Source organism: Bacillus sp. S/N-304-OC-R1, assembly GCF_019749375.1.
Lineage (GTDB): Bacteria > Bacillota > Bacilli > Bacillales > Cytobacillaceae > Cytobacillus.
Map to the genome: position 1 here is coordinate 140,030 of NZ_JACWFE010000024.1, position 26,908 is coordinate 166,937.

General features: G+C 38.1%; 24 protein-coding genes, 1 tRNA gene, 1 riboswitch and 1 other annotated feature. Of the genes, 1 reads left to right on the forward strand and 24 read right to left on the reverse strand.

What is annotated here, in order from left to right; translation table 11 throughout:
• Positions 1-2 precede the first annotated feature (2 nt).
• The 19 genes from leuC to H0173_RS19240 all read right to left on the reverse strand — a co-directional run bounded on the left by leuC (position 3) and on the right by H0173_RS19240 (position 20,109).
• Complete coding sequence (gene leuC / locus H0173_RS19150; RefSeq protein WP_221848363.1) at positions 3-1,418, reverse strand: 3-isopropylmalate dehydratase large subunit; 1,416 nt, start codon at positions 1,416-1,418, stop codon at positions 3-5.
• 374 nt (positions 1,419-1,792) lie between these two features.
• Positions 1,793-2,905 (reverse strand): 3-isopropylmalate dehydrogenase, encoded by a 1,113-nt coding sequence (leuB, locus tag H0173_RS19155; RefSeq protein ID WP_221848366.1) that lies wholly within the window; start codon positions 2,903-2,905, stop codon positions 1,793-1,795.
• A gap of 86 nt (positions 2,906-2,991) precedes the next feature.
• Entirely contained in the window at positions 2,992-4,530 is a 1,539-nt protein-coding gene (locus tag H0173_RS19160) for a 2-isopropylmalate synthase (protein WP_221848367.1), read from the reverse strand.
• Complete coding sequence (gene ilvC / locus H0173_RS19165; RefSeq protein ID WP_221848369.1) at positions 4,517-5,539, reverse strand: ketol-acid reductoisomerase; 1,023 nt, start codon at positions 5,537-5,539, stop codon at positions 4,517-4,519. The genes H0173_RS19160 and ilvC overlap by 14 nt, the downstream gene beginning before the upstream one ends.
• An 89-nt stretch (positions 5,540-5,628) precedes the next feature.
• Positions 5,629-6,147: an acetolactate synthase small subunit gene (ilvN, locus tag H0173_RS19170; RefSeq protein ID WP_221848371.1), complete on the reverse strand. Its 519-nt coding sequence runs from the start codon at positions 6,145-6,147 to the stop codon at positions 5,629-5,631.
• The gene (ilvB, locus tag H0173_RS19175; protein ID WP_221848373.1) at positions 6,144-7,865 is read right to left on the reverse strand and encodes an acetolactate synthase large subunit; all 1,722 of its coding nucleotides are present in this window, start codon (positions 7,863-7,865) and stop codon (positions 6,144-6,146) included. The genes ilvN and ilvB overlap by 4 nt, the downstream gene beginning before the upstream one ends.
• An 89-nt stretch (positions 7,866-7,954) precedes the next feature.
• Positions 7,955-8,210: a binding site (T-box leader), on the reverse strand.
• 491 nt (positions 8,211-8,701) lie between these two features.
• Positions 8,702-8,778, reverse strand: a tRNA-Arg gene (locus H0173_RS19180).
• A 196-nt stretch (positions 8,779-8,974) separates the two neighbouring features.
• A complete protein-coding gene (locus tag H0173_RS19185) occupies positions 8,975-9,484 on the reverse strand; it encodes a metallophosphoesterase family protein (protein WP_221848375.1) in 510 nt (169 codons plus the stop codon).
• Entirely contained in the window at positions 9,481-10,092 is a 612-nt protein-coding gene (locus tag H0173_RS19190; protein WP_221848376.1) for an XTP/dITP diphosphatase, read from the reverse strand. Before H0173_RS19190 ends, H0173_RS19185 begins: the two co-directional genes overlap by 4 nt.
• A gap of 1 nt (position 10,093) precedes the next feature.
• The gene (gene rph / locus H0173_RS19195) at positions 10,094-10,864 is read right to left on the reverse strand and encodes a ribonuclease PH (RefSeq protein ID WP_221848556.1); all 771 of its coding nucleotides are present in this window, start codon (positions 10,862-10,864) and stop codon (positions 10,094-10,096) included.
• 95 nt (positions 10,865-10,959) lie between these two features.
• Entirely contained in the window at positions 10,960-12,030 is a 1,071-nt protein-coding gene (locus tag H0173_RS19200; RefSeq protein WP_221848377.1) for a GerMN domain-containing protein, read from the reverse strand.
• Positions 12,031-12,179: 149 nt separating this feature from the next.
• On the reverse strand, positions 12,180-14,303 hold the full coding sequence (gene recQ / locus H0173_RS19205) for a DNA helicase RecQ (RefSeq protein ID WP_221848378.1): 2,124 nt from the start codon (positions 14,301-14,303) through the stop codon (positions 12,180-12,182).
• A 147-nt stretch (positions 14,304-14,450) separates the two neighbouring features.
• On the reverse strand, positions 14,451-15,245 hold the full coding sequence (racE, locus tag H0173_RS19210) for a glutamate racemase (protein WP_221848379.1): 795 nt from the start codon (positions 15,243-15,245) through the stop codon (positions 14,451-14,453).
• Between the two features lie 10 nt (positions 15,246-15,255).
• Positions 15,256-15,690: a MarR family winged helix-turn-helix transcriptional regulator gene (locus H0173_RS19215; protein WP_396021278.1), complete on the reverse strand. Its 435-nt coding sequence runs from the start codon at positions 15,688-15,690 to the stop codon at positions 15,256-15,258.
• A 220-nt stretch (positions 15,691-15,910) separates the two neighbouring features.
• Positions 15,911-16,135 carry a helix-turn-helix domain-containing protein gene (locus H0173_RS19220; protein ID WP_057771856.1) on the reverse strand — a complete coding sequence of 75 codons (225 nt, stop codon included), beginning with the start codon at positions 16,133-16,135 and terminating at the stop codon, positions 15,911-15,913.
• A gap of 147 nt (positions 16,136-16,282) precedes the next feature.
• Positions 16,283-16,744: an acyl-CoA thioesterase gene (locus tag H0173_RS19225; RefSeq protein ID WP_221848381.1), complete on the reverse strand. Its 462-nt coding sequence runs from the start codon at positions 16,742-16,744 to the stop codon at positions 16,283-16,285.
• Between the two features lie 150 nt (positions 16,745-16,894).
• On the reverse strand, positions 16,895-17,656 hold the full coding sequence (gene sdhB, locus H0173_RS19230; RefSeq protein ID WP_221848382.1) for a succinate dehydrogenase iron-sulfur subunit: 762 nt from the start codon (positions 17,654-17,656) through the stop codon (positions 16,895-16,897).
• Positions 17,657-17,675: 19 nt separating this feature from the next.
• A complete protein-coding gene (gene sdhA, locus H0173_RS19235; protein ID WP_221848383.1) occupies positions 17,676-19,427 on the reverse strand; it encodes a succinate dehydrogenase flavoprotein subunit in 1,752 nt (583 codons plus the stop codon).
• A gap of 73 nt (positions 19,428-19,500) precedes the next feature.
• Complete coding sequence (locus tag H0173_RS19240) at positions 19,501-20,109, reverse strand: succinate dehydrogenase cytochrome b558 subunit (protein WP_221848384.1); 609 nt, start codon at positions 20,107-20,109, stop codon at positions 19,501-19,503.
• A 388-nt stretch (positions 20,110-20,497) separates the two neighbouring features.
• On the opposite strand from H0173_RS19240, the gene H0173_RS19245 reads away from it, so the two are divergent.
• Positions 20,498-20,959 carry a YslB family protein gene (locus tag H0173_RS19245; RefSeq protein WP_221848385.1) on the forward strand — a complete coding sequence of 154 codons (462 nt, stop codon included), beginning with the start codon at positions 20,498-20,500 and terminating at the stop codon, positions 20,957-20,959.
• A gap of 43 nt (positions 20,960-21,002) precedes the next feature.
• On the opposite strand, the gene H0173_RS19250 is transcribed toward H0173_RS19245, so the two are convergent.
• From H0173_RS19250 to H0173_RS19270, 5 genes are all read right to left on the reverse strand, one after another.
• Positions 21,003-22,232: an aspartate kinase gene (locus tag H0173_RS19250; protein ID WP_221848386.1), complete on the reverse strand. Its 1,230-nt coding sequence runs from the start codon at positions 22,230-22,232 to the stop codon at positions 21,003-21,005.
• A gap of 169 nt (positions 22,233-22,401) precedes the next feature.
• Positions 22,402-22,581, reverse strand: a riboswitch (Lysine riboswitch).
• A 91-nt stretch (positions 22,582-22,672) separates the two neighbouring features.
• Positions 22,673-24,445, reverse strand: coding sequence for an excinuclease ABC subunit UvrC (gene uvrC, locus H0173_RS19255; protein WP_221848387.1), 1,773 nt, complete (start codon positions 24,443-24,445; stop codon positions 22,673-22,675).
• 95 nt (positions 24,446-24,540) lie between these two features.
• Positions 24,541-24,855, reverse strand: coding sequence for a thioredoxin (gene trxA, locus H0173_RS19260; protein WP_221848388.1), 315 nt, complete (start codon positions 24,853-24,855; stop codon positions 24,541-24,543).
• Positions 24,856-25,048: 193 nt separating this feature from the next.
• Positions 25,049-26,026: an electron transfer flavoprotein subunit alpha/FixB family protein gene (locus H0173_RS19265; protein WP_221848389.1), complete on the reverse strand. Its 978-nt coding sequence runs from the start codon at positions 26,024-26,026 to the stop codon at positions 25,049-25,051.
• Between the two features lie 40 nt (positions 26,027-26,066).
• On the reverse strand, positions 26,067-26,840 hold the full coding sequence (locus H0173_RS19270; protein ID WP_221848390.1) for an electron transfer flavoprotein subunit beta/FixA family protein: 774 nt from the start codon (positions 26,838-26,840) through the stop codon (positions 26,067-26,069).
• Between the last annotated feature and the right edge of the window lie 68 nt (positions 26,841-26,908).

Consider the following 26,908-nt stretch of genomic DNA (forward strand, 5'->3'; position numbering starts at 1 on the left):
CCCTATTGAACTGTATCAGCCGTAATTAATGACGTAACATCTACAAATCTTCCATAAATAGCTGCAGCTGATGCCATCAGGGGACTGACTAAATGCGTTCTAGCTCCAGACCCTTGGCGTCCCTCAAAGTTTCGATTGGATGTTGAAGCACAATGCTCCCCACTTGGAACGATATCATTATTCATGCTTAAACACATACTGCAGCCTGAGTCTCTCCATTCAAAACCAGCTTGTTTGAAAATGATATCTAACCCTTCAGCTTCTGCCTGCTTCTTTACTTGCTGTGATCCAGGAACGACCAGCGCTCTAACATTTGGATGTACTATCTTTCCTTTAGCAATGCTAGCAGCTTGGCGCAAATCCTCTATTCTCGAATTTGTGCAGGAACCGATAAAGACATGCTGAATTTCAATATCTTCAATCTTCTGGCCTTCTTCTAATCCCATATAATCTAATGCACGTAGTAGTGATTTCTTGTCAATTTCAGTTTGACAATCATTGATTGTTGGAATTTGATCAGATACTTTTGACGTCATCGCAGGGTTTGTTCCCCAGCTTACCATTGGGGCAATATCGCTTGCATCAATAAAAATTTCGCGGTCATATTGAGCATCAGAATCTGAAACTAATTCCTTCCATTCTTCAACAGCATTTGCAAAGTCATCGCCCTTCGGTGCGTATCTTCTTCCTTGAATATAATTAAAGGTAATTTCATCAGGACTAACTAAACCAGCTCGTGCTCCACCCTCAATGGACATATTACAAATGGTCATTCTTTCTTCCATTGTCATTCTTCTAATGGTATCGCCACAATATTCAATGATGTGACCTGTTCCAAAATCAAAGCCGTTTTTAGCTAAAATGTATAAAATAACATCCTTAGCCGTTACACCCGTTTTAAGTTCACCGTTAATTTCGATTTTTAATGTTTTCGGCTTTGCTCTCCAGATTGATTGTGTTGCCAAAACATGCTCAACCTCACTTGTCCCAATCCCAAACGCAATAGATCCAAAGGCACCATGTGTAGAAGTATGGCTATCGCCGCAAACAACCGTCATACCTGGCTGTGTTAAACCAAGCTCTGGTCCTATTACATGAACAATTCCTTGATCTGGACTATCGATACCTGCTAATTCAATCCCAAACTCGAGACAGTTCTTTTCTAGTGTTGACATTTGATTTAATGCAACTTCATCCTTAATTTCATATCGATTGTCTGTCGGAATATTATGGTCAACAGTTGCAAAAGTCCGATCTGGTCTTCTTACCTTCCGATTTTTCATTCTTAATCCTGAAAATGCCTGCGGAGATGTAACCTCATGGACTAAATGAAGGTCAATATATAGTAAATCTGGCTTCCCTTCTTCCTGATGGACAATATGTTTTTCCCAAATCTTTTCAATAATTGATTTCCCCATATTATTCTCTCCCTTCTACTAAATGTTCCAGCTCAATATATGTTCAAACATTAAATGTATTATTGTCATTTTTAAAAAGAACACGACCATTTCAGGTCGTGTCACACGGCGCTTCCGCTTTTCCATTTGTCTAGCTCCTGCACCTAGGGGCTCTAGGTCATAAGCCGTTCCAGCAAGAAGGTTAAAGGACAACCTTCTCACTGGCCCGTCTTATGCTTGTCGCCCCTGATCAAGGCGCTTCCGCTTTTCTATTTGTCTAGCTCCTGCGCCTAGGGGCTCTAGGTCATAAGCCGCTCCAGCAAGAAGGTTAAAGGACAACCTTCTCACTGGCCCGTCTTATGCTTGTCGCCCCTGACCAAGGCGCTTCCGCTTTTCTATGCATAAGCTCCCATAATGTTTAGGATTGCTTCGTTGTCAAGTAAGGTTGCCTTGACTTGTTCTACCATTTCAGTAGTTGAGACACGCTTCTTGCCTGCTGACATAATATCAGGAGTACGATAGCCTGAATCAAGAACTTGATTAACCGCATGTTCAATCGCTTCAGCTTCTCTATGCAAATCGAAAGATATACGAAGCATCATTGCTGCTGATAGAATCGTAGCTAATGGATTTGCAAGATTTTTCCCTTCAATATCGGGTGCAGAGCCATGAATTGGTTCAAATAAATAAGGACCTTCTTCTGATAAACTTGCAGAAGGCAGCATTCCTAATGATCCTGTTAAGACAGATGCTTCATCACTTAAAATATCACCAAATAGATTCTCTGTGACAACCACGTCAAACTGGGTTGGTTTTCTAATAAGCTGCATGGCTGCATTATCAACTAGCATGTGTTCAAGAACAACCTCCGGATAATCCTTTGCAACTTCTTCAGCCACTTCTCTCCACATTCTGCTTGACTCGAGCACATTAGCCTTATCGACTGAAGTCACTTTGCCGTTACGTGTCTTGGCAAGCTCAAAAGCAAGTTTAATGACTCTTGTCATTTCTGCTCTTTTATAAAATAAAGTATCTACTACAGCATCTTCGCCATCACGAGTTGTGCGTTCACTCGGTTTACCGAAGTACAAGCCGCCTGTTAATTCCCGAACCATTAACATATCTACGCCTTCGATGACTTCCCTCTTAAGCGAAGAAGAATCTGCAAGACTTTGATAATAGGCAGTTGGCCGTAAGTTTGCATATAAATTTAAATCTTTACGAATCTTTAAAAGCCCGCGTTCGGGACGGAGGTGGGGTGGCTGACTTTCCCATTTAGGTCCGCCAACTGCCCCAAGCAAAACCGCATCGCTCTGTTTACAAAGTTCAACTGTTTCATCGGGCAGAGGGGTACCAACCGTATCAATTGCTTCTCCACCTATTTTTCCATATTGGAAAACAAACTGGTGGCCGAAACGCTCTCCTACAGCCTGTAAAACTTCAATTGCTCCTTTTACAACCTCTTTGCCGATTCCATCTCCTGGCAGTACAGCGATACGCTTTTCCATTACTATCCCTCCGTTTTTTTCATTATGAGCAGTTCTTGATGTATGAAAGAAATTAAAAGTAATTTAAAATGATTCATTCAATTTAACTAGGCTAAGCTAAATTCCCGCCCCATATTTTTCATATATATGACTCTGTTAACGGCATTTAAATATGCCTTTCCTGAAGCCTCCAGCACATCTTGTGCAAGTCCGCGCCCGCTAGTTTCTACATCTAAATATTTCATTTTTACGTAGACCTCAGCTAATGCATCTCTTCCTGCACCAACTGATTGAATTCGGTAATCTAGTAGATTCACTGTGCCATCTACACATTTTTCAAGCGTATTGTAAAGAGCCTCGATACTTCCCGCTCCAGTACCTGCTTCTTGAATAATCTCTTTGTCAATACCTGTCAGTGTCACTGTCGCTGTTGGAATTTGGTTTGTGCCATATTGAACTTGTATTTGATTAAGCTCGTAGAAACTCACTTCTTTAGACAATTTGTCATCAAGTACAAGTGCCACTAAATCATAATCAGTAAGCTCTTTTTTCCGGTCAGCCAATTCTTTAAAGGATACAAATAATTTATTGATTTCTTCATCCGGAACGCTTAAACCTAGTTCATTTAAACGATTTTTAAAGGCATGTCTGCCTGAATGCTTTCCAAGTACTAAAGAATTAGACTGAACTCCAACTAATTCTGGAGATATAATTTCATAAGTTGTTTTTTCTTTTAGTACACCGTCTTGGTGAATACCTGATTCATGGGCAAATGCATTCTTTCCAACAACCGCTTTATTAGCTGGTACAACCATACCAGTCAGCTTGCTTACTAAGCTGCTTGAGCGGCTGATTTCTTGAAGGTTAAGGCGAGTTGAAGCATTGTAGAAATCCTTTCTAATATGAAGGGCCACAGCAATTTCTTCAAGAGCAGCGTTTCCTGCTCTTTCACCAATTCCATTAATTGTTCCTTCAACTTGAGTTGCTCCATTCTCAACTGCTGCAAGAGAATTTGCAATAGCCATTCCAAGATCATCATGGCAATGAGTTGATAAAGAGACTTTATTAATTGAAGGAACATTTTCTCTAATATATTTAAAAATCTTCCCATACTCTTCAGGAGTACCGTATCCAACCGTATCAGGCAAGTTAATGACATGTGCGCCTGCTTGGATAACTTGCTCGATAATTTCAGCAAGGAAAGGAAGTTCAGTTCGTGATGCATCTTCAGCCGACCATTGAATAATCGGGAATTTTTTTGCCGCATATTTAACGGATTGAACTGCTGTCTCGATTACCTCTTCCTTTGACATCTTCAATTTATAATGACGATGGATCGGAGATGTTGCTAAAAATGTATGAAGTCGTGGTTCAGCACCATCCTTTAGTGCTTCCCACGCAGCGTCAATATCAGATACGACGCTGCGGGCAAGCCCGGTTACTGAACAGTTTTTAACCATTTGAGCGATTTTTTGAACGGATGTAAAGTCACCTTTTGAAGCAGCTGGAAAGCCTGCTTCAATGATATCAACATTCAATCTTTCTAGTTGTCTCGCAATTTCAAGTTTCTCTGATAAGTTAAGGTTGACACCGGCTGATTGTTCTCCGTCTCTCAAAGTTGTATCGAAAATTTTAATTTTTTGCACTGCCAACAACTTCTTTCTTCTTGCCTTGGTTAATGAATGGCATCATCGCTCTTAGCTCTCTACCTACTTTTTCAATTAAATGCTCGTTTTCTCTAGCCTTGATTGCAGTATAAACAGGACGGTTTGTTTGGTTTTCAAAAATCCAGCCTTGTGCAAATTTGCCATCTTGGATATCTTTTAGAACTGCCTTCATTTCCTCTTTCACTCGAGCATCAACAATTCGAGGACCAGTTACGAAATCTCCCCACTCTGCTGTATCAGAAACTGAATAGCGCATTCCAGCCATTCCGCCTTCATACATTAAATCTACAATTAGTTTAAGCTCGTGTAATGTTTCAAAGTAAGCAAGTTCTGGCTGGTATCCAGCTTCTACTAATGTTTCGAAACCAGCTTTTACAAGTGAAGTTAAACCGCCGCAAAGAACTGCTTGCTCTCCGAAAAGATCTGTTTCTGTTTCTTCTTTGAACGTTGTTTCTAATGCACCTGCACGTAATGATCCGATCGCTTTTGCATAAGCTAATGCAAGCTCTCTTGCTTCACCTGTTACGTCTTGATGGATAGCGAATAGAGCTGGAACACCTGCATCTTGCTCATAAGTTCTTCGCACTAAATGTCCAGGGCCTTTAGGAGCAACAAGTAGTACATCACAATCAGCTGGAGGTACAATTTGGTTAAAGTGAACATTGAAACCGTGAGCAAACATGATTGCTTGATTTGTTAAGTTAGGTTTAATTTCTTCATTGTATACTTTTGTTTGCATTTCATCTGGCAATAGGATCATGATGATATCTGCTTGTGCAGTCGCTTCACCAACAGAGTATACTTGGAAGCCATCTTCTACAGCTTTATCCCATGATTTCCCTTGACGAAGACCGATGATAACATCAACACCGCTGTCTCTCATGTTTTGTGAATGTGCATGACCTTGTGATCCGTAACCAATTACTGCTACTTTCTTTCCGTTTAAATATGCTGCATTTGCGTCTCCGTTATAGTACATTTTTGCCATTTTGAATCTCCCTTTCTTTATCTCGATTTATTTTTTTATTTTGAATTTTCCGGTTATTATTAGGCTAATTTGTTGAAAAACGCCTATTTCTAAACGATAGAGATCGTTTTTGGTTCCTTTGATGAACGCTGTGTTCCTCTCGGGAAAGCCGTTGATCCAGTTCTTGCAAGCTCTTTAATGCCATATGGCTTAATTAATTCGATGAAGGCTTCAATTTTTTCTGATTCGCCAGTAATTTGGATAACTAAGCTGTCCTTGCCAACATCAATAACGTTTGCGCGAAATGGTTCGATCAGTGCATAAATTTCACTTCTTGTTTGCGGAGTTGACAGAACTTTAATTAATGCCAATTCTCTCGCAACAATCGCTTGGTCACTAATATCCATTACTTTTAGAACGTCAATTTGTTTGTTTAGCTGTTTCGTGATCTGTTCTGCTTCGCGATCACTTTCTACATGAACGACACATGTAATTCTTGATACACCATCATGTTCTGTAAGGCCGACCGAAATACTTTCAATATTAAAGTTTCGCTTTGAGAAAAGATTAGTAATTCGGTTTAATACTCCTGGACGATTTAATACTGTCATGCTTATTGTTCTTTTCAAGGCTTAGCACCTACCATTTCATGCAATCCTTTTCCTGGAGCGATCATTGGATATACATTTTCGTCTGGATCAATTCTAAAATCTAATAGAACAGGCTCTCGATCATGTAAAACCTCATTTAAAATTCTCTCTGCCTCTTCCTCTGAACGAATCACATAACCTTTAATATCATAGGCTTCTGCTAGTTTTACAAATGAAGGCTGAACTGAAATTTTACTATGCGAGAAACGTGATTCGTAGAAAATTTCTTGCCATTGTCGAACCATTCCTAAAGAGTGATTGTTAAAAATACAAATCTTGATTGGTAGGTTGAACTCTCTGATGACCGCAAGCTCTTGAGTTGACATTTGGAATCCTGCATCTCCAAGAACTGCTACAACACAAGCATCAGGGTCTGCGAACTGGGCTCCAATACTTGCTGGAAGACCGAATCCCATTGTTCCTAATCCTCCTGAAGTCACCCATCTATCCGCCTCGTTGAAACGATAATATTGTGCAGCCCACATTTGGTGCTGTCCAACATCTGTGACGACAATTGCATTTCCAGCTGTTTTCTCAAAAAGCATTTGCATCGTCTTTTGAGGTTTCATATTTTCCGCATTCGATTCACCGAAATAATATGGATATTCTTCATTCCATTTCTTTAGCTGTTCTAACCACTCTATGTTAACTGGAGGCTTGCCATTTTGCTGCACTAATTGCTTTAACGCTTCTTTCGCATCCGCAACAATTGGAATAGCCGTCGGAACATTTTTGCCAATTTCAGCTGGGTCAATATCGATATGAGCTACTGTTGCTTTTGGAGCAAAGTGCTGAAGATTTCCGGTTAATCGATCATCAAATCTAGCACCGATATTGATAAGTAAATCACATTCGCTTAAGCCCATATTCGCAGCGTAGCAGCCATGCATCCCTGCAAGCCCTACGAATAAATCGTTGTTTGCCGGAAAACCACCTAAGCCTAGTAATGTATGAATAACAGGAATTTGCTGCTGTTCTGCATATTCCTTTAATTCTTGTGAAGCTTTAGCATGAAGCACTCCTGCTCCTGCTAATATAACTGGTTTCTTTGCACTGCTTACAGCCTCTGTTAATTTGCGGATTTGTAAATAGTTAGGCTGTAAAGTTGGCTGATATCCAGGTAAATTAATTTCCTGCTCTTCTGGAGGGTTTGATACAGAAGCTGCAATATCTTTTGGAATATCAATTAACACTGGACCAGGTCTTCCGCTTGATGCAATATAGAATGCCTCTTTGACGATCCTTGGAATATCTTCAATATTTCGAACTTGATAGTTATATTTTGTTATTGGTGTTGTAATTCCAAGAATATCTGCTTCTTGAAAAGCATCAGTGCCAATGACACTAGTAGCTACCTGACCCGTAAATACGACGAGCGGCAGTGAATCCATCATTGCATCTGTTAATCCTGTAACAATGTTTGTCGCTCCTGGTCCTGAAGTCGCAATAACAACCCCCGGCTTACCGGAAATCCTAGCGTAACCTTCCGCAGCATGAATTCCGCCTTGTTCATGTCTAGGTAAAACATGGAGGATTTTTGAATGATAAATTTTATCATAAATCGGTAGTACAGCTCCTCCTGGATAACCAAAAATTACTTCTACCTTTTCCCTTTCCAAGGCTTCTAATAACAGATCAGCACCTGTGACTTCTCTCGTCTCAAGGTTTGTTTCTGTATAGGCAGCTTCCTGCAACATTCTTATTAAACCTCCTCTTTGTTCCCTTACATTATCATTATTCAAATAAAAAAAGCCTTTCCATCCCTCATAAACCTACCTATCGTAGGTATAGGGATGAAAAGGCTTAATAACCTATTCCACGGTACCACCCTAAATTCACGCAAAAGCGTGCACTTATGAACAGTTTTATCTGTTCGTTTTGGTAACGGGTGGGCAGCACCCGACCAACTTTACTAGATTGACTCTTTCAAGCTGGTGCTCTGAGGTGAGTTCACTTTATGCTGGAATTACCGACTTTCAGCAGCCGCCGGCTCTCTGTAAATTCCCTATCATAAGGCTACTTATCCTCTTCTTCGCTTTTTCAATATTGCATCATTTTTTAATGCTTTAAACCATTGAATTTTTAGGTTAAAAAAAACTAATTAAGAAATTTCGGAACCAACTAAAAGGATTGATTTCTTTTTTTGTGGACTTTATATTTCTTATATTGAGGACTATCTTACGCCCATTTTATTAAACCGTCAACACCCTATTTGCAAATTATTTGATAATTTTAATTAATCTGATTTGATGTATCCGCTTTCATCCTTGATATATAAATGATCTTAAATTTAATAAATTTTTTATCTTTTTTGTTTTTGCGTACTTCTAAATAGTTTCAAAAATTAATTAATCCTGTTGCTATTTATTTTTGACTGCAATCATTTTCCTCAAAACGGTTCTGTCTTTTAACTTGTATTGACAGCTGTCCGCCACTGGACAAATATCTTGTATAAGAAATATAACAAAAACAAAAAAACTCACCTAATAGGTGAGCTGATTTCGGTAGATATGTAATTAATTTAATGTATAGATGGCGTCCCAGGAGAGATTCGAACTCCCGACCGACGGCTTAGAAGGCCGTTGCTCTATCCAGCTGAGCTACTGGGACATATACTGTATAATATATGATAAATAACCATTTTGGCAAGTCATTATTCTACTTTTCTTGCTCAGTTATTTAAACACATTATTTTCAAAGACATTTTTTATTATATTAGGCTAACAATCAAAAGTCAATACAAAAACCTATTTTTTTTTTTGAAAAGTTAGGAGAAGCTATTCCCCTAACTTTTTTAACTCGATTATTACAATAAAAACCTTTGGGCTAATTCACTTATTTCACCATGCTTTATGTCAAAGACACGCAAATTAATCTCATTATTATCGACATCCATTATTACATAAGTTTTCTCTTTTCGTCCTCTAGGCAACCTGATGCTTCCAGGATTAATAAACAGGATATCGTCAATGATCTCTGCCCCCAAATAATGAGAGTGACCAAAGCAAACAATATTAGCACCTAGCTCCTTTGCCCGATAACTCAAATTTAAAAGAGTTGATTTTACAGAATAGCGATGTCCATGAGTAATAAACATTTTATATTTGCCAATATCTTCAATAAGATCTTCAGGAAAACTTTCATCAAAATCACAATTTCCCCGCACTACAGTGAACCCCTCTAAACAAGAGTGGTTTGTTTCCAACTCAGAATCGCCGCAATGAACAAGCATCGAGATTTCTTTTGAATGTTTCTTCCGAATTTCCGTTAATTCCTCAGTCAACCCATGGCTATCACTTAAAATTAAAATCCTCATGCTTTCCCTGCCTTTTGCAATAGTGTCGGCAGCAAGCTTTCTAATTTTTTAAGAGCAAGGGCTCTATGACTAATTTGTGCCTTTTCATCAGGACTTAATTCAGCCATTGCTTTTTCCTTGTCAGCAACATAGAAAATGGGATCGTATCCAAATCCATTTGTGCCTCTTTTCTCACGCAAGATGACACCCTCACAAGCTCCTAAAACAGTAAAGGTTTCCTGATTAGGGGCAGCAACAGCTAGTGCACAATAAAATCTTGCCTGACGCTGATCATCCGGCACAACCTTTAATTCATCCAGCACTTTTACTATATTCGCTTCATCATTTTTTGCTTCTCCTGCATAACGGGCTGAAAATATCCCTGGACGCCCATCTAATGCATCGATTGACAGACCTGAATCGTCTGCAATGACTATTTTATTTAACACTTTTGAAACCGCTTCGGCCTTTAATATAGCGTTTTCTTCAAATGTGTTTCCTGTCTCTTCAATATCGTTTATTTCTGGAAAATCAATTAGAGTTTTGACCGCATAACCAAGCGGCAGGAACATTTGTTCAAACTCTTTCGCTTTACCCGCATTCTTAGTAGCAATAATGACTTCCTGCATATTATGCCTTCCCCTCTAAGCTTTCTTTTCTAGCATTTATTTTATTTGTGATGTCTTGTCCTAATGCTTCCTTCTGCTTTTCAAATAGAGTAAGGATTCCATCTTGAGCTGCTTTTAATAGTTCTTGAAGCTCATTGTATGAAAATGTCGCTTCTTCTCCAGTTCCCTGTAATTCAACAAAATCGCCGTTTCCTATCATCACTACATTCATATCCACTAGAGCTTTTGAGTCTTCAATATAATTCAAATCAACGACTACTTGTTTATTTTCTAGAATCCCTACACTAGTTGCTGCTAGAAAGTCTTTTATTGGATAGCCAGCAAGCTTTTTACTTTTTGAAAGCTTATCTAACGCAATAGCCATAGCAACAAACGCACCAGTAATAGAAGCAGTTCTAGTGCCACCGTCTGCCTGAATTACATCACAATCTAGCCAAATTGTTCTCTCCCCAATCGCTTCAAGATCTACAACAGCACGAAGAGCACGGCCAATTAAGCGCTGTATTTCCATAGTACGTCCAGAGATTTTTCCCTTTGCTGCTTCACGAATATTTCTTTGTTCCGTTGCTCTTGGAAGCATGGAATACTCGGCTGTAATCCAGCCTTTCCCTTCTCCCCGCATAAAAGGAGGAACTCTTTCATCTATACTAGCAGTACAAATCACCTTAGTGTCTCCAACACTAATTAAAACAGATCCCTCAGGATGCTTTAAATAATTCGTTTCAATATGTACAGGTCTTAATTGTTGTTGTTCACGTCCATCAGCTCGCATCATTCAATTCCTCCTTAATCAGACACAATAAAGAAGAGGGGGCATGCCAGCCACCTCTTTCATTGTCTTTATATAGTATATCAAAAATATTTTTTTTAAAAACTACCTGTATTTACTTTTTCAGGACGTGATACAGGTTCTGTCATTTTTTGTCCATCTTCATTGACAAAACCAGCCTCGCCATTTACGGTAATTGCTACACTTTCAATTCCTTTTTGTTCAGTTAGAGATAGAACAAGCGAGTTCAAAATATGTTTTGACAAGATTTTTTCTTCAAAACTACTTAAGATGGCTTCATTAAAGTTTAGAGTTACCTTACCATTTTCAATCTTCGGCTCATCTATTAGCTTTACATCTGCCAGGAAGTCGCTTTCCAAATTGGATGCCAAATTTGGACCCTTTACAAGCTCATTTACAACCGCGACCAAATTATTCTTTTCGTTATTTGTCACTCTCTTTGTAACAGGGACATAATAATAAGAGTTTTCCTCTCCACCAATGTAGTAAACAGTTAGAGGTTTCGTATTATGAATATCAAGGACATCGGATGTATCCAAATTAATCCCATTCGCTCGGCTATAAGCCTCTCCTATTGGAGTGCCATTAACAGGCATTTCATTCAGCTCGTGGCCATTCAACTTAAATTTTACTTTTTCAATGGAATCAAATTGCGTTAATGTCCAAGTAACAGATTGAAGAATTTTCTGTTCATCTTCTGCCTGATATTCTTTAAACTCATTTGAAAAGTTAACTGTTGCTACTTTATCTTTAATGTCGACAGATAATTTCGTATCTGCCGGGAGAACAGCCATAAAGCCATTAGGCAGCATTTCTGTTACTGGCCCATCCTTGACTAAATATTCTAATGCCTGTTTGGCAACTGATTGAGTTTTCGGAAGATTTAACGTCTGAGGAACGACTAAACCATCTTTATTAAGTAAATAAAGCTCTGTTGCAATCGAGTTTGTAACAGCTTCATCACTTCCTGCAGAATCCATTTCCGCATCTGTTTGGCCCTCTACTGACTTTTGATCCTCTTCATATGCAACTGATTTCGGCGGATCTATCTTCTCCTTTTCGCTTCCTCCAAATAACCCGCACCCTGATAACAACACTGATGAGACAAAGACAGCTGAAACGATCGTTGTTTTCTTATTTATAGACATATAATCCCTCCAAAGAACAGTTTGTACTACATGTATACGAGCCTGTTTGTAATTTAGACCGGCTAGTTGAAAAAAAAATCAGCTTACGCTTTTTTAACTGTCTAAGTTAGGAGTTATTATTTGCCTTATATTTTTAGTATACAAACTTTCTAATTACTATTTTTCGCTAATACTGCCTTTATAATAAAATAGTCTATCTCAGAATCAAGCTCATCTTTAATTGGTTTTAGCTTTTCTATTCCAACCCTATTTACAGCTTCCATAACCATTTTCTCAGTCTCATCATCAAAAATATCAGACCATTGAATTTTTTCCCCTTCTTGAACAGCCCGTATAATATGATTTTGAATAGTAGAAAGAGAAAAGCTGCGTTTCTTCGCTATTTCCTTAATGGTCATGCCTTCTTCATAATATTTGTAAGAAACAATGTAACTGGGTATATCACTACTTATATCTGGAATTTTTTCAATCTCAGGGTTTGAATCAATCTCAATTCCATGCTCTTCCTTAAACTTTTTTATTTCTTCCATGAAATATTTTCCGTATCGATCAAATTTCACTTGACCAACCCCTTTGATTCGAAGCATCGAATCTTGATCATCAGGGAAATACGTACTCATTTCCTTTAAAGCCGTATCCGGAAATACAACATAGGGAGGGACCTTCTCCTGATCGGCAATATTCTTGCGTAAAGTCCGAAGAACAACGAATAAATCATTATTTCCTTCATTCTGGATTTTAGCTGCTGGAATTGTCTTTTTCATAGTTACATTTTCAGCTTTCTTAATTACTGGGATTGCTTTTTCAGCAAGCTTAACGACCGGATATTTACTATCCGTTAACGTTAAATATCCTTCTGCAAGTAAATAATTTATGATGTCAGTAATTTCCTTTTCTTTATAATCACGAAGCAGCCCATATGTAGAAAGACTGTTAAAATTAAATTCACGAATTCTTTTATTTTGAGAGCCCTTTAGCACTTGTGCTGTTAAAGTGATTCCAAATCGCTCTCCCATTCTTTTTATGCATGAGAATATCATTAATGATTCTTCTGTAATATCCACTTGCTCACGCTTGTCCAAACAATTGCTGCATTTCCCACATCCTGAACTCTGATATTGCGAATCAAAATATTCAATAATATAGGCTTGCAAACATTTTTCTGTATGACAGTAATGAACCATTTGCTTTAATTTATTATATTCCTGCTCTCTTTTTTGAAAATCCAGATTGGATTCCTCTATTAAAAATTTTTGCAGTCCAATATCCTGAGGTGAGAATAATAAATAACAGGAGCTTTCATCCCCATCTCTTCCTGCACGTCCAGCTTCCTGATAATATGCTTCAATATTACGCGGAAGGTTATAATGGATAACGAAACGGACATTCGATTTGTCAATCCCCATTCCAAATGCGTTTGTCGCAATCATAATATCTGCTTCATCGAAAACAAATTGATTTTGTGATTCCTTCCGCGCTTCCTCACTCATCCCCGCATGATATTTAGAAACGGAATTTGATCCTTTTAGAAAATTATAGAGCTGATCAGCTTCTCTGCGGCTTGATGTATAAACTATCCCTGATTCATTTGGATGATCTTTTATATAATTTGCGATAAATTCCCTCTTATTAACGCCTTTCATAATATGAAAAGAGAGGTTCTCTCTAGCAAACCCTGTAATAAAACGATCAGATTCATGTATGTTTAAGAGATTTCGAATATCATTTGCTACATCATTTGTTGCTGTAGCTGTCAATGCGGCAATTACAGGAACCTGTCTCAATTTATTTAATTTCTCAACAATTGATCGATAGCTTGGCCTAAAATCATGACCCCATTGAGAAATACAATGAGCCTCGTCAAAAACGATCATTGATATCTGCAGAGAATTCACTAAATCTATAAAACTGTCTGATTCAAAACGTTCTGGAGCGACATAAATTAACTTAAATTTACCAGCCTTAATTTCAGCCATTCGTTCTTTATATTGCTGCATATTTAGAGAGCTGTTGATAAAAGTGGCTGGTATATTTGCAGTTAATAATGCATCAACCTGATCTTTCATTAAGGAGATTAACGGAGAAATCACAATGGCAGTACCAGGGAGAATGAGTGCAGGAATCTGAAAGCAGAGGGATTTGCCTCCTCCTGTTGGAAGGATGCCTAGCGTATTTTTTTGCTGTAATAAATTTTGGATTATTTCCTTTTGTCCTGAACGAAAGGATGAATATCCAAAGTATTGCTTTAAATAATTTTCAGCCTGTGCGTACAAAGCATATCACCTTATTCTATTATTTTCTTCTTATTCTACCATGTTATCATATACTTTTCTTTTTATTGTTTCCAATTATGGCAGATTAAATAAATATCAAGCCAGCTCCTTTTAATATCGAAAAAAATGCCTCCATTTTGGAGGCATCTATATCATTACTTTTTCCACATTAGCAACAGGTATGTCCAGCCATTTAGAAGCAATTTTTGTAAACATGTCTGTAGAGCCCGTCGTAAAAAATTGGTGGTTTGGCTCTTTCTCACTAGTATTTAATAAACCTTGATGATATAATATCGTGCTAACCTCTCGTGCTGTTTCATCCCCGGAACTAATCACACTAACTCCATCACCTATTGCATTTTTCACAAGAGGCTCAAGGAGCGGGTAATGTGTACAGCCTAAAATTAACGTGTCCAGCCCTCTATGTTTAAGTGGTTCTAATGTTTCAGCCACAACTCTCTGGGCTAATAATCCGTCATATTCACCACTTTCAACAAGAGGAACAAATTTTGGACATGCCAGACTGTGAACCTTCACACGACTATTAATTTGCTTTAAAGCCTTCACATATGCACCGCTTTTTATTGTACCTTCTGTCCCAATGACACCAATTGTTTTATTCTTTGTTGTCTTAATTGCAGCCCTTGCACCTGGAGTAATGACTCCAATTACAGGGATAGACAGCTGATCACGAATTTCATAAAGAGCAACTGCAGTAGCTGTATTACATGCAATAATAAGCATTTTTATTTTCTTATTTAATAAAAATCTAGTTATTTCCCAAGTAAAAGCCTTTACTTCTTCACCAGATCTCGGACCGTAAGGACATCTTGCTGTATCCCCTAGATAAACAATTTCCTCATGTGGAAGCTGTCTCATAACTTCCTTAGCTACGGTTAGGCCTCCGACACCTGAATCGATAATACCTATCGGATTTTCCAAACAAACCGCCTCATTCTTTGCGCATATCTTGATGTAGTCTAGTTAAGTTGTTTTTTAAGAGCTGAACTTCATCATCTGTAAAGTTAACGAGCACTTCTTTTAAATACAATTGACGTTTTTTTATGCACTCGTCAATGATTCGTTCTCCTTCTTCTAACAGGTGAATCCTTACTACTCTTCTGTCATTCGGATCCTTTACTCTTTTAACGAGGTTATTTTTTTCCATACGATCAACAAGGTCTGTCGTTGTACTAAATGCCAAGTACATTTTGTTCGACAACTCTCCAATCGTCATGTCTCCCTCTTCAAAAAGCCATTGCAGGGCAACAAATTGGGGCGGGGTTATTTTATAATTGCTTAATATTTCCCTGCCTTTTTGCTTAATGATGCCTGATATATAACGAAGCTCCTTTTCAATCACGGCTACAGTATCTATGTCTTCCATTATTTTCACTTCTTCTACATCCATTAAAATACAACTCCCATATTGCTATTTCAAATCTATTAATATGATTAAACAAACAATACTGTTGCATTTATTTTCACCTTTTTTCAGCTAAATTTCAAGGATGAATTAATAGAAGTAGAAATAGAAGAATTAAATGATGGTTTCATATGTTCTAAATAATTTAAACCGGCAACCAATAATAGATTGCCGGTCTTAATTAAAGTTCTAGCTCTCCCATTCGAAGGAGCTCTACAACAGCTTGTGATCGCCCCTTAACACCAAGCTTTTGCATGGCATTCGAAATATGATTTCGAACCGTCTTTTCGCTTATAAACAATTCACCAGCGATTTCTCTAGTTGTTTTATCTTGTACTAACAGTTCGAATACTTCTCTCTCTCGTTTGGTGAGTAACGGCTTATGAGTAAATTCGTTCTCCTTCAAGTATTGTAACCCTCCTTGCCTTTCGCCAGCTATGAACCGCGGGATGGGTATATATTTAGTCATCATATCATATGTCAACGAAAGGACTTGAGTGACTGTAATTCCAATAAGGAGAATGTTTTATTTTTAAAATTTATGTATGGTAATTTAAAATTCAACGGTCTGATGCTGAAGCAGCTTTTTCATTTCCTCTGTCCAAGCTACACCTTTACCCGTCTTTTTAGAAATTTGCACCATTGTTCCTCTTCCGGTGAAACAAACCGTTCCGTCTTCTTTTTTTCCCATATAATGAAGATCAACCGATGATGTTCCGATTGAGGCAGCTTTTACAAATATTTGAATTCTTTCATCAAAAAACACTTGTTTTAAAAAATCACATTGCAGATCAGCAACAACGGGAATGGTTTCATTTTTTGGATTCACCCATTCTTGCATAAAGCCTTTACTTTTAAAAAACTCAATTCTTGCTACTTCAAAATATGTAAAAGGCACCGTATTGTTTAAATGCCCAAACATGTCTGTTTCAGAAAATCGCACCTTTACTTCATGAAAGAAATCAAAATCTGCTTCCCAAACGGACAAATCTTCTATATAGCTTATTCTGCTCATCTCATTTCCCCCAATCTCATTTCAAAAATGAATAACCATTCATTTGAACTTTCTCCCATTATATTACTATTTGGAAAAAATGAAAACTTTTTTATTATTACTCGCACAAAAAACCCCTCTTCCCAAAAGGAAGAAGGGCTTAATAAATTATTAAACTGAATCGCTTCCGAAGAAGTTTTTGAAGGCTTGGATTGTAGCTGCACGGTTAACAGCCGCAATAGAAGTTGTAATTGGAATACCTTTTGGACATGATTGAACACAGTTTTGTGAGTTACCGCACCCTGTCATTCCGCCATCATCCATAAATGCATTTAAACGTTCTGCAGCATTCATTTCACCAGTTGGGTGAGCGTTGAATAAGCGCACTTGGTTAAATACAGCTGGTCCCATAAAGTTTGTTTTGCTATTCACGTTTGGACATGCTTCTAAGCATACTCCGCAAGTCATACATTTAGATAGCTCATAAGCCCATTGACGTTTTGGTTCAGGCATACGCGGTCCAGGTCCAAGATCATACGTACCATCGATTGGAATCCATGCTTTAACCTTTTTCAATGAATCAAACATACGGCTTCTGTCTACTTGTAAGTCTCTGACAACAGGGAACGTACGCATAGGAGCTAAACGAATTGGTTGTTCTAATTGGTCAACAAGTGCCGAACAAGATTGGCGCGGCTTGCCGTTAATAACCATTGAACATGCACCACATACTTCCTCAAGACAGTTCATATCCCATGCAATTGGCGTTGTCTTTTCACCTTTTGTATTTACAGGGTTACGGCGAATTTCCATTAGCGCTGAAATAACGTTAAGGTTCGGACGGTATTCTACATCGAACTCTTCATCGTAAGGCGCAGAATTCGGATTGTCTTGACGAGTTATTATAAAGCGAACTGTTTTTTTATCACTCATCAGTTACTCTCCCCTTTTCTTAATGTTTTTTTGTATAGTCACGTTCACGTGGTTTGATGAGAGAAATATCAACATCTTCATAATGGAATGCAGGTGCTGTATCTTCTCCTGTGAATTTAGCCATTGTTGTCTTTAAGAATTCTTCATCATTACGTTTAGGGAATTCTGGTTTGTAATGAGCACCACGGCTTTCATTACGGTTGTATGCACCGATTGTGATAACTCGGGATAAGTGAAGCATGTTCTTAAGCTGACGAGTAAATGCAGCTCCTTGGTTACTCCATTTTGCCGTATCGTTAATATTAATCTTCTTGAAACGTTCCATTAACTCCACGATCTTTTCGTCAGTCTTCAATAATTTAGCATTTTCACGAACAACTGTTACGTTGTCAGTCATCCATTCACCAAGTTCTTTATGAATAACATACGCATTTTCATTTCCGTCTAATGACATGATTTCATTCCATTTAGCTTCTTCTTGTTTAACATGACGTTCAAATACAGATGAAGAAATAGAATCAACACTCTTCTCTAATCCATCGATGTATTTAACTGCATTTGGTCCTGCAACCATTCCGCCATAAATAGCAGAAAGCAATGAGTTAGCACCTAAGCGGTTCGCACCGTGCTGTGAATAATCACACTCACCAGCAGCAAATAAACCTGGGATATTTGTTTGCTGATCATAATCAACCCATAGTCCACCCATTGAATAGTGAACAGCTGGGAAAATTTTCATTGGTACTTTACGCGGGTCATCGCCCATAAACTTCTCGTAAATTTCAATAATACCACCAAGTTTAATATCAAGTTCATGTGCATCTTTATGTGAAAGATCAAGATACACCATGTTTTCACCATTAACACCAAGCTTTTGATTTACGCACACATCAAAAATTTCACGTGTAGCGATATCACGTGGTACTAGGTTTCCGTATGCAGGGTATTTCTCTTCTAAGAAGTACCAAGGTTTACCGTCTTTATAAGTCCATACACGTCCGCCTTCACCACGAGCGGATTCACTCATTAGACGAAGTTTATCGTCTCCAGGAATAGCTGTTGGGTGGATTTGGATGAACTCACCATTAGCATAGTAAGCACCTTGCTGATATACGATAGATGCAGCAGAGCCTGTATTAATAACAGAGTTTGTTGATTTACCAAAAATAATTCCAGGTCCGCCAGTTGCCATAATAACAGCATCTGCAGCAAATGATTGGATTTCACCAGAAGTTAAGTTTTGTGCCATAATACCACGGCAAACGCCATCATCATCAATAACCGCACCTAGGAATTCCCAGCCTTCATACTTTGTAACAAGTCCTACAACCTCTTGACGTCGTACTTGCTCATCAAGTGCATATAACAGCTGCTGACCAGTTGTCGCACCAGCGAATGCTGTACGGTGATGCTGTGTTCCACCAAAGCGACGGAAGTCAAGTAAACCTTCAGGTGTACGGTTGAACATAACACCCATACGGTCAAATAAATGGATAATTCCAGGTGCAGCCTCACACATTGCTTTAACTGGAGGCTGATTTGCTAAGAAGTCTCCGCCATAAATTGTATCGTCAAAGTGGATATATGGTGAATCGCCTTCACCTTTAGTATTTACAGCTCCGTTAATACCGCCTTGGGCACAAACAGAGTGAGAACGTTTAACCGGAACTAAGGAAAATAACTCAACCGGAGTCCCTGATTCTGCAACTTTAATTGTTGCCATTAAGCCGGCTAGACCGCCGCCGACAACGATTACCTTACCTTTAGCCATAGTGACTCACTCCCTATTACTTTGTAAAACTAAAGCAAAATATTTTACCGAACATTTTTATTACTTTAACGCATTAAATAAACGCAGTAAGCGCACGAATACCAACAATTGATAATAAAATGAAGATAACAATTGTTACGTATGTTGATATTAACTGTGAACGTGGAGAAAGTGTAATTCCCCAGCTTACACAGAATGACCATAAACCATTAGAGAAGTGGAAAATCGTTGAAACCACACCTACTAAGTAAAACCAGAACATAAATGGATTAGACAGGATATTCTCCATCATTTGGAAGTTCACTTCTGCTCCAAATGCTGCTTGTATACGAGTTTCCCATACATGCCATGCAACGAAAATAAGTGTAATAACACCTGAGACACGTTGAAGCATGAACATCCAATTTCGGAAAAATCCGAATTTGCTTACATTGTTTTTAGCTGTGAAAGCAATATAAAGTCCGTAGATGGCATGAAATAATAAAGGCAAGAAAATAATAAAAATTTCTAAGAAGATTCTAAATGGGAGATTTCCCATAAATCCTGCTGCCTTGTTAAAGGACTCCTCTCCCCCTGTTGCAAAATGATTGATTACAAGATGCTGAACTAAAAATAGTCCTACAGGAATAACACCAAGTAATGAATGCAATCTGCGATTTAAAAACTCTCGATTACCCGCCATAATTTACCCCCCTAAATTTTTGCAAGATGTCTAGATGCTCACTCTTAATTAGAGTTAGGATATTAAGAAATTACATCAAAACATCATTTCGAAAATGGCATATCATTTTCTTACAATTATGTGACATGTCCATTTTACTCCCAACATCATAGAGCGTCAAGGAAACGAATGCATAAAATATTGTTAATTATAAAATCATAAAAATATACTAATATGACGACTTAGAACCTTATTTTCCTTATTTACCAAGTGCTTTCTAAACTGGGTAATTATATTAGAAAATCATTAATCTTTCTCTGCAAAAATAGCCCTCTTTTTCATCATTCTATATCTAAACTTCTCGCCTATTGTATATAATAGAAGAATAATAGAGAGAGGGGATCTAAGCTTGAACGAAACAGCTTCAGAATTAAAGACGATCGAACAAAAAGCCGACTCCATTTCCGTGTTTGGATACGAACTTATTCGGGAAATTCTTTTACATGACATATTAGGTGATGATACACCGGAAATCTTATATTGGGCAGGAAAAAGACTCGCCCGAAAATATCCTCTAGAATCAGTATCCGAAATTATCGATTTCTTCCAGCAGGCTTCTTGGGGAAACCTAGCCTTATTAAAAGAGTCAAAAAATGAAATGGAATTTGAATTATCTAGTTCTTTTATTAAAGAGCGCTATCAAAAAAACAATGAATGTACGTTTCAGCTTGAGGCAGGTTTCATTGCTCAGCAAATTGAAATGCAATCAGAAGTCATTTGCGAAGCATTTGAACATCCTAATAAAAGAAAAGGAAAAATCCAGTTTACTGTAAAATGGGATAAAAAGGACAGGGCTGAATTTTCATACTGACAGGAAAAAGGCTTTCAATAATGTTTTGAAAGCCTTTTTCATTTTAAGATTCGACTTGCAGACCAGATAATTGAAAGGCTTCATGAAGTATTTCAACAGCCTTGACCATTTTTGCTTGTCCAATAACCGTTGATACTTTTATTTCCGATGTACTTACCATCTTTACTTCAATATCATTAGAAGCTAGTACTTCAAACATTTCTGCAGCTACCCCTGGATTTGATACCATTCCTGAGCCAACAATGGATACCTTGGCAAGACCAGCTTCTGACTCAATTCGACTATAGTTTAATTTTTCTTTGCAATTTTCAAGTACTTTAATCGTTTCATCAAGGTCTTCGTTTTTTATTGAAAAAGATAAATTTGCGGCTCGATCAGCGAGAGTACTTTGAATAATAATATCAACATTAATATGATTTTTGGCTAATTCAGAAAATATAACAGATAGGCCTGTTAAGGAGTTAGGCAACCCAATAACAGTGACTCTTGTTATTTCGTTCTCGAATGCTATCCCGCGTACAACTAAACTTTGCTCCATAGTTACTTCCTCCCTAATAATCGTTCCTGCTTCCTTTTCAATACTTGAGCGGACCTCAATTGGAATATTAAAATTTTTAGCGAATTCTACTGCTCTTGGATGCAATACACCAGCACCTAAATGGGCAAGTTCAAGCATCTCATCATATGAAACTGCCGATAATTTTCTAGCATCCTTCACATATCGTGGATCGGTCGTAAATACACCCGTTACATCTGTATATATGTCGCATTTATCCGCCTTCAATGCAGCAGCAATCGCAACTGCTGTTGTATCTGAGCCTCCACGCCCTAGTGTTGAAATGGATCCATCTTCTGTAATTCCCTGAAACCCAGCAACAATAACAATTTTACCTTGGCTTAGCTCATGTTCTAACCTTGTTGTATCAATATCCAGTATCCTTGCATTTCCATGTACTGGTTCCGTTTTGATTCCTGCCTGCCATCCTGTTAAAGAAATAGCCGGATATCCTTTTTCAGTTAAAGCAATTGCCAACAAGGATATTGTAATTTGTTCACCCGTAGTTAAAAGCATGTCCATTTCCCTTTTGCTTGGACTTGTAGAGATTTCCTTTGCAAGACCAACTAGCTCATCTGTTGATTTCCCCATTGCTGAAACAACTACGATTACATCATTGCCCCGATTCTTCTCCTCGATTACCCGACTGGCTACGTTTTGAATTTTATCCACATTTGCAACAGATGTCCCGCCAAATTTTTGAACAATCAGTCCCATTTTTTACCCCTCTTTCTAAAATCATCGCTTTCTTTTTTGCAAATCTTCCGTCAATCGCTTTATAAAATATGCGTGAAATACTGCAATGTTTTGGATTTCTGCATAAAAAAAAGCAATGAGACTCTATCCCATTGCTGTGTTTAAAAACGTAGAAAAAATACGGTTCACACAGTGAGATAGCTCTCCAAGACGGTTTTGTCTTGACAATCTTACATTTATTCAATGCAAGACCAGCGGAGCAAGTAATGAGATTCCCTCCACTTCGGCGAACATTCCCTTTCAAAGCTTTTCATTGAAGCTCACTCTTCTCCAAGCTTTTACTATTGAAGTTCGCACCTCTACCTTCACTTTTACTTAACAGTCATTATTGACTGCTTTAGTTTTATAAAGTGATATTAAATTTTCAGTAATTATAGCATGTTCAATTTTTTCTAACAATACTATTCCTGTAATTTTCTTTTTAATTCTTCTGCAATTGCTTCTGGTATTCCTATTTTTCTATATTCATCAATACTGGCTTCTTTCATTTTTTTAACAGATCCAAATGTTTTCAGGAGCAGTTTTTTTCGTTTTTCCCCAATTCCTGATATATCATCCAGTACAGATTGAAAGGCATTTTTCCCTCTTAGCTGACGGTGGAATGTAATCGCAAAGCGGTGAACCTCATCCTGTATTCTTTGCAGTAAATAAAACTCCTGACTATTTCTTCCTAAAGGGATCATTTCTAATGGATCGCCATATAAGAGCTGTGAAGTTCTATGCCGTTCATCTTTAACAAGACCAGATATAGGTATATCAAGGCCTAATTCATTTTCCAGAATATCTCTTACTGCTTCAACATGCCCTTTACCACCATCAATAATAATTAAATCCGGCAGCGGTAAGTTTTCTTTCAATACTCTAGAGTATCGCCTGCGTACCACTTCACGCATGGACTCATAATCATCCGGTCCTTGTACAGATTTTATTTTGTACTTTCGATATTCTCGTTTTTCAGGTTTTCCATCAATAAAAACAACCATTGCAGATACCGGATCAGTCCCTTGGATGTTGGAGTTATCAAAAGCTTCAATACGATGAGGAGTATAAATGCCAAGCTGGTTTCCTAAATTTTCAACCGCGTTGATGGTCCTATCCTCATCTTTTTCAATCAGAGAAAACTTTTCTTGCAGGGCTATATTAGCGTTTTTACAAGCGAGCTTAACTAAATCTTTTTTCTGTCCGCGCTGTGGCTTTACCGTTTTAACACCTAATAACTCTTCAGCCATTCCGGAATCAACTTCATCTGGAATTAATATTTCCTTAGGTTTAAAGTGATTGGTTTTTAAATAAAACTGACCAAGAAACGTTAACATTTCTTCCTCTGGTTCATTATATATTGGAAACATAGAAACATCGCGTTCAATTAATTTTCCTTGTCTAACAAAGAAAACTTGGACACACATCCAGCCTTTGTCAACCGCAAAGCCAAATACATCGCGATCGGTAAAATCAGTCGAGGTCATCTTCTGTTTTTCCATTGTTGCTTCAATATGAGCAATCCGGTCACGAAATTCTTTCGCTTTTTCGAAGTCCAGCTCTTCCGCGGCAGCAGTCATTTTTTCGGTTAGTTCCTTCTTAATTTCCTTATAGCCGCCATTTAAGAAACGAGTAATCTCATCGACCATTTTTTTATATTCGAGTTCGCTTACTTCCTTCACACAAGGAGCCAGGCATTGTCCTAGATGATAGTAAAGGCAAACACGATCAGGCAATGTAGAGCATTTTCTTAATGGATAAATCCGATCAAGCAATTTTTTTGTTTCATTGGCAGCATGGACATTTGGATAAGGGCCAAAATATTTCCCCTTATCCTTCTTTACCTTACGGGTAGTAATGAGGCGGGGATGTCTTTCAGCAGTTAATTTAATAAACGGATAGCTTTTATCATCCTTGAGCATGACATTATATTTTGGATCGTATTTTTTTATTAAATTCATTTCAAGGATTAATGCTTCCATATTCGAGGAAGTAACAATATATTCGAGGTCTTCAATTTCATTGACTAATCTTAGTGTCTTGCCGTCATGTGAACCAGTAAAGTAGGAGCGGACTCGGTTTTTTAACACTTTTGCCTTCCCTACATAAATAATAGTGCCTTGACGGTCCTTCATTAAATAACAGCCTGGCTGATCAGGCAGGAGCATTAGTTTGTTCTTAATGATTTCATTCATAATATCACTTCCAAAATAGAAATGCGGATGCGCTATTGCGCTTAGAAATGAGTAAGGGGCCAGACTAAGTCAGACCCCTTACCATTCTAATCTTATTATGCATGCTTTGATAGAAGTTCTGCAAGAGCTTCTTTTGGCTGGAAGCCAACAACTTTATCTACAGCTTCTCCGTTTTTGAAGACGAGTAGAGTTGGAATGCTCATTACTCCGAATTTGCCAGCAGTTTCTTGGTTTTCATCAACATCAATTTTAACAATTTTAACTTTATCGCCCATTTCAGCGTCTAGCTCTTCAAGCACAGGAGCAATCATTTTACAAGGTCCGCACCAAGGTGCCCAGAAATCTACCAGTACAACTCCTGATCCAGTTTCTGTTGAGAAAGTTTGATCTGTAGCGTTTATAATTGCCATATTAAATGCCTCCTAAAATTAACTCAAATAATAAATATACCGAAAGTATACCATTGTTTTTTTGCACTTGCTAACTATTTGCTTCGCTCGTAATTTTCCCTATTTATTCTTTATGTATTCATATTTGGGGCTTATTGCTTTCCATTTATGAACGAAAACGAGCGGCATTGCCACCCGTTTTTGTTTAAATAAGTTATGCGTTTATTAACAGCTTCTTAAATTCTTCAGTAAGCATTGGAACGACTTCAAATAAGTCTCCTACAATTCCGTAATCAGCCACTTTAAAAATATTCGCTTCCGGGTCTTTATTAATAGCAACGATTACTTTCGAGTTAGACATTCCGGCAAGATGCTGAATTGCTCCTGAAATACCACATGCAATGTATAAATCAGGTGTAACAACCTTTCCGGTTTGGCCAATTTGCAATGAATAATCACAATAATCAGCGTCGCACGCACCACGGGAAGCACCGACAGCGCCATTTAGAACTTTAGCGAGCTCTTTCAATGGACCGAAGCCTTCCTCACTTTTTACTCCGCGTCCGCCGGCAATAACAACCTTTGCTTCAGAAAGATCGACACCTTCACTTGCCTTGCGAACAACTTCTTTAATGATCGTGCGTAAATCTTTAATATCAACGGATAAGGAAGTAACGTTTCCTGTTTTAGATGCATCCTTTTCAAGCGGGCTAATATTATTTGGACGAATAGTTGCAAAAACGACCCCATCCGTAACAATTTTCTTTTCAAATGCTTTGCCTGAATAAATCGGACGAGTGAAAACAAGGTTTCCTCCAGCTACTTCTAAAGCCGTAACATCCGAAACTAGTCCAGAGCTTAACTTAGCAGCAATCTTTGGAGCTAAATCCTTTCCTAGCGCTGTATGACCAAAGATCATACCCTCTGGCTTTTCTTCATTGATAACAGCCATGACTGCTTGAGAATAGCCGTCAGGTGTATATTGATTCAGTTTTTCGTCTTCAACTGTAACAACACGATCAGCTCCATATTGGATTAATTCTGCTCCTAAAGCGCTTACAGAATCACCAATAAGAACTCCTACAACTTCTCCGCCCTCTGCTGCTGTTTTAGCTGCAGCTACTGCTTCAAAGGAAACATTACGCAATGATCCATCACGGACTTCACCTAATACTAATACTTTTCTAGTCATTATGCTTTACCCCCTGCGTTCATATTCTTGAATATACCGATCAGACTACTTTCGCTTCAGTATGAAGAAGTTGTACTAGTTCTTTTACTTGATCTGCAAGATCACCTTCAAGGATTTTCCCTGCCTCTTTTTTCGGTGGAAGGTAAATCTCTATTGTTTTTGTTTTTGCTTCAACATCATCTTCTTCTAGATCTAGATCATCTAGTTCCAGTTCCTCCAGCGGCTTCTTCTTCGCCTTCATAATACCTGGTAATGATGGATAACGAGGTTCATTTAATCCCTGCTGAGCAGTTACTAAAAGCGGAAGGCTTGTTTCTATTACTTCGGAATCACCTTCAACATCGCGTACAGCCGTAACATTGCTTCCTGCAATATCTAATTTCGTTATTGTCGTAACATAAGGAATATTTAAAAGCTCTGCTACACGAGGACCAACTTGGCCAGAACCGCCATCAATCGCCACATTTCCTGCAATGATTAAGTCAGCATCCTTATTCTTTAAATATTCGAAAAGAATTCTAGCAGTAGTGAATTGATCACCATAATCTAAATCATCTTCTGTATTAATTAAAACGGCTTTATCTGCACCCATTGCAAGAGCTGTTCTTAGCTGTTTTTCAGTTTCTTCGCCGCCGACAGAGACAACAACAACCTCTCCGCCATTTTCATCACGAACTTGAATTGCTTCTTCAATCGCATATTCATCATAAGGATTAATGATAAATTCTGCTCCATCTTCGTTAATTTGACCGCCTGATATCGTAATTTTTTCTTCCGTATCAAAGGTTCTCTTCATTAAAACATAGATGTTCATGATTTCCCTCCTAATTTTAAAAGCGTAAGCGCCTTGCTTAGCCCCGACAAGCATAGGACTAGAAGGCT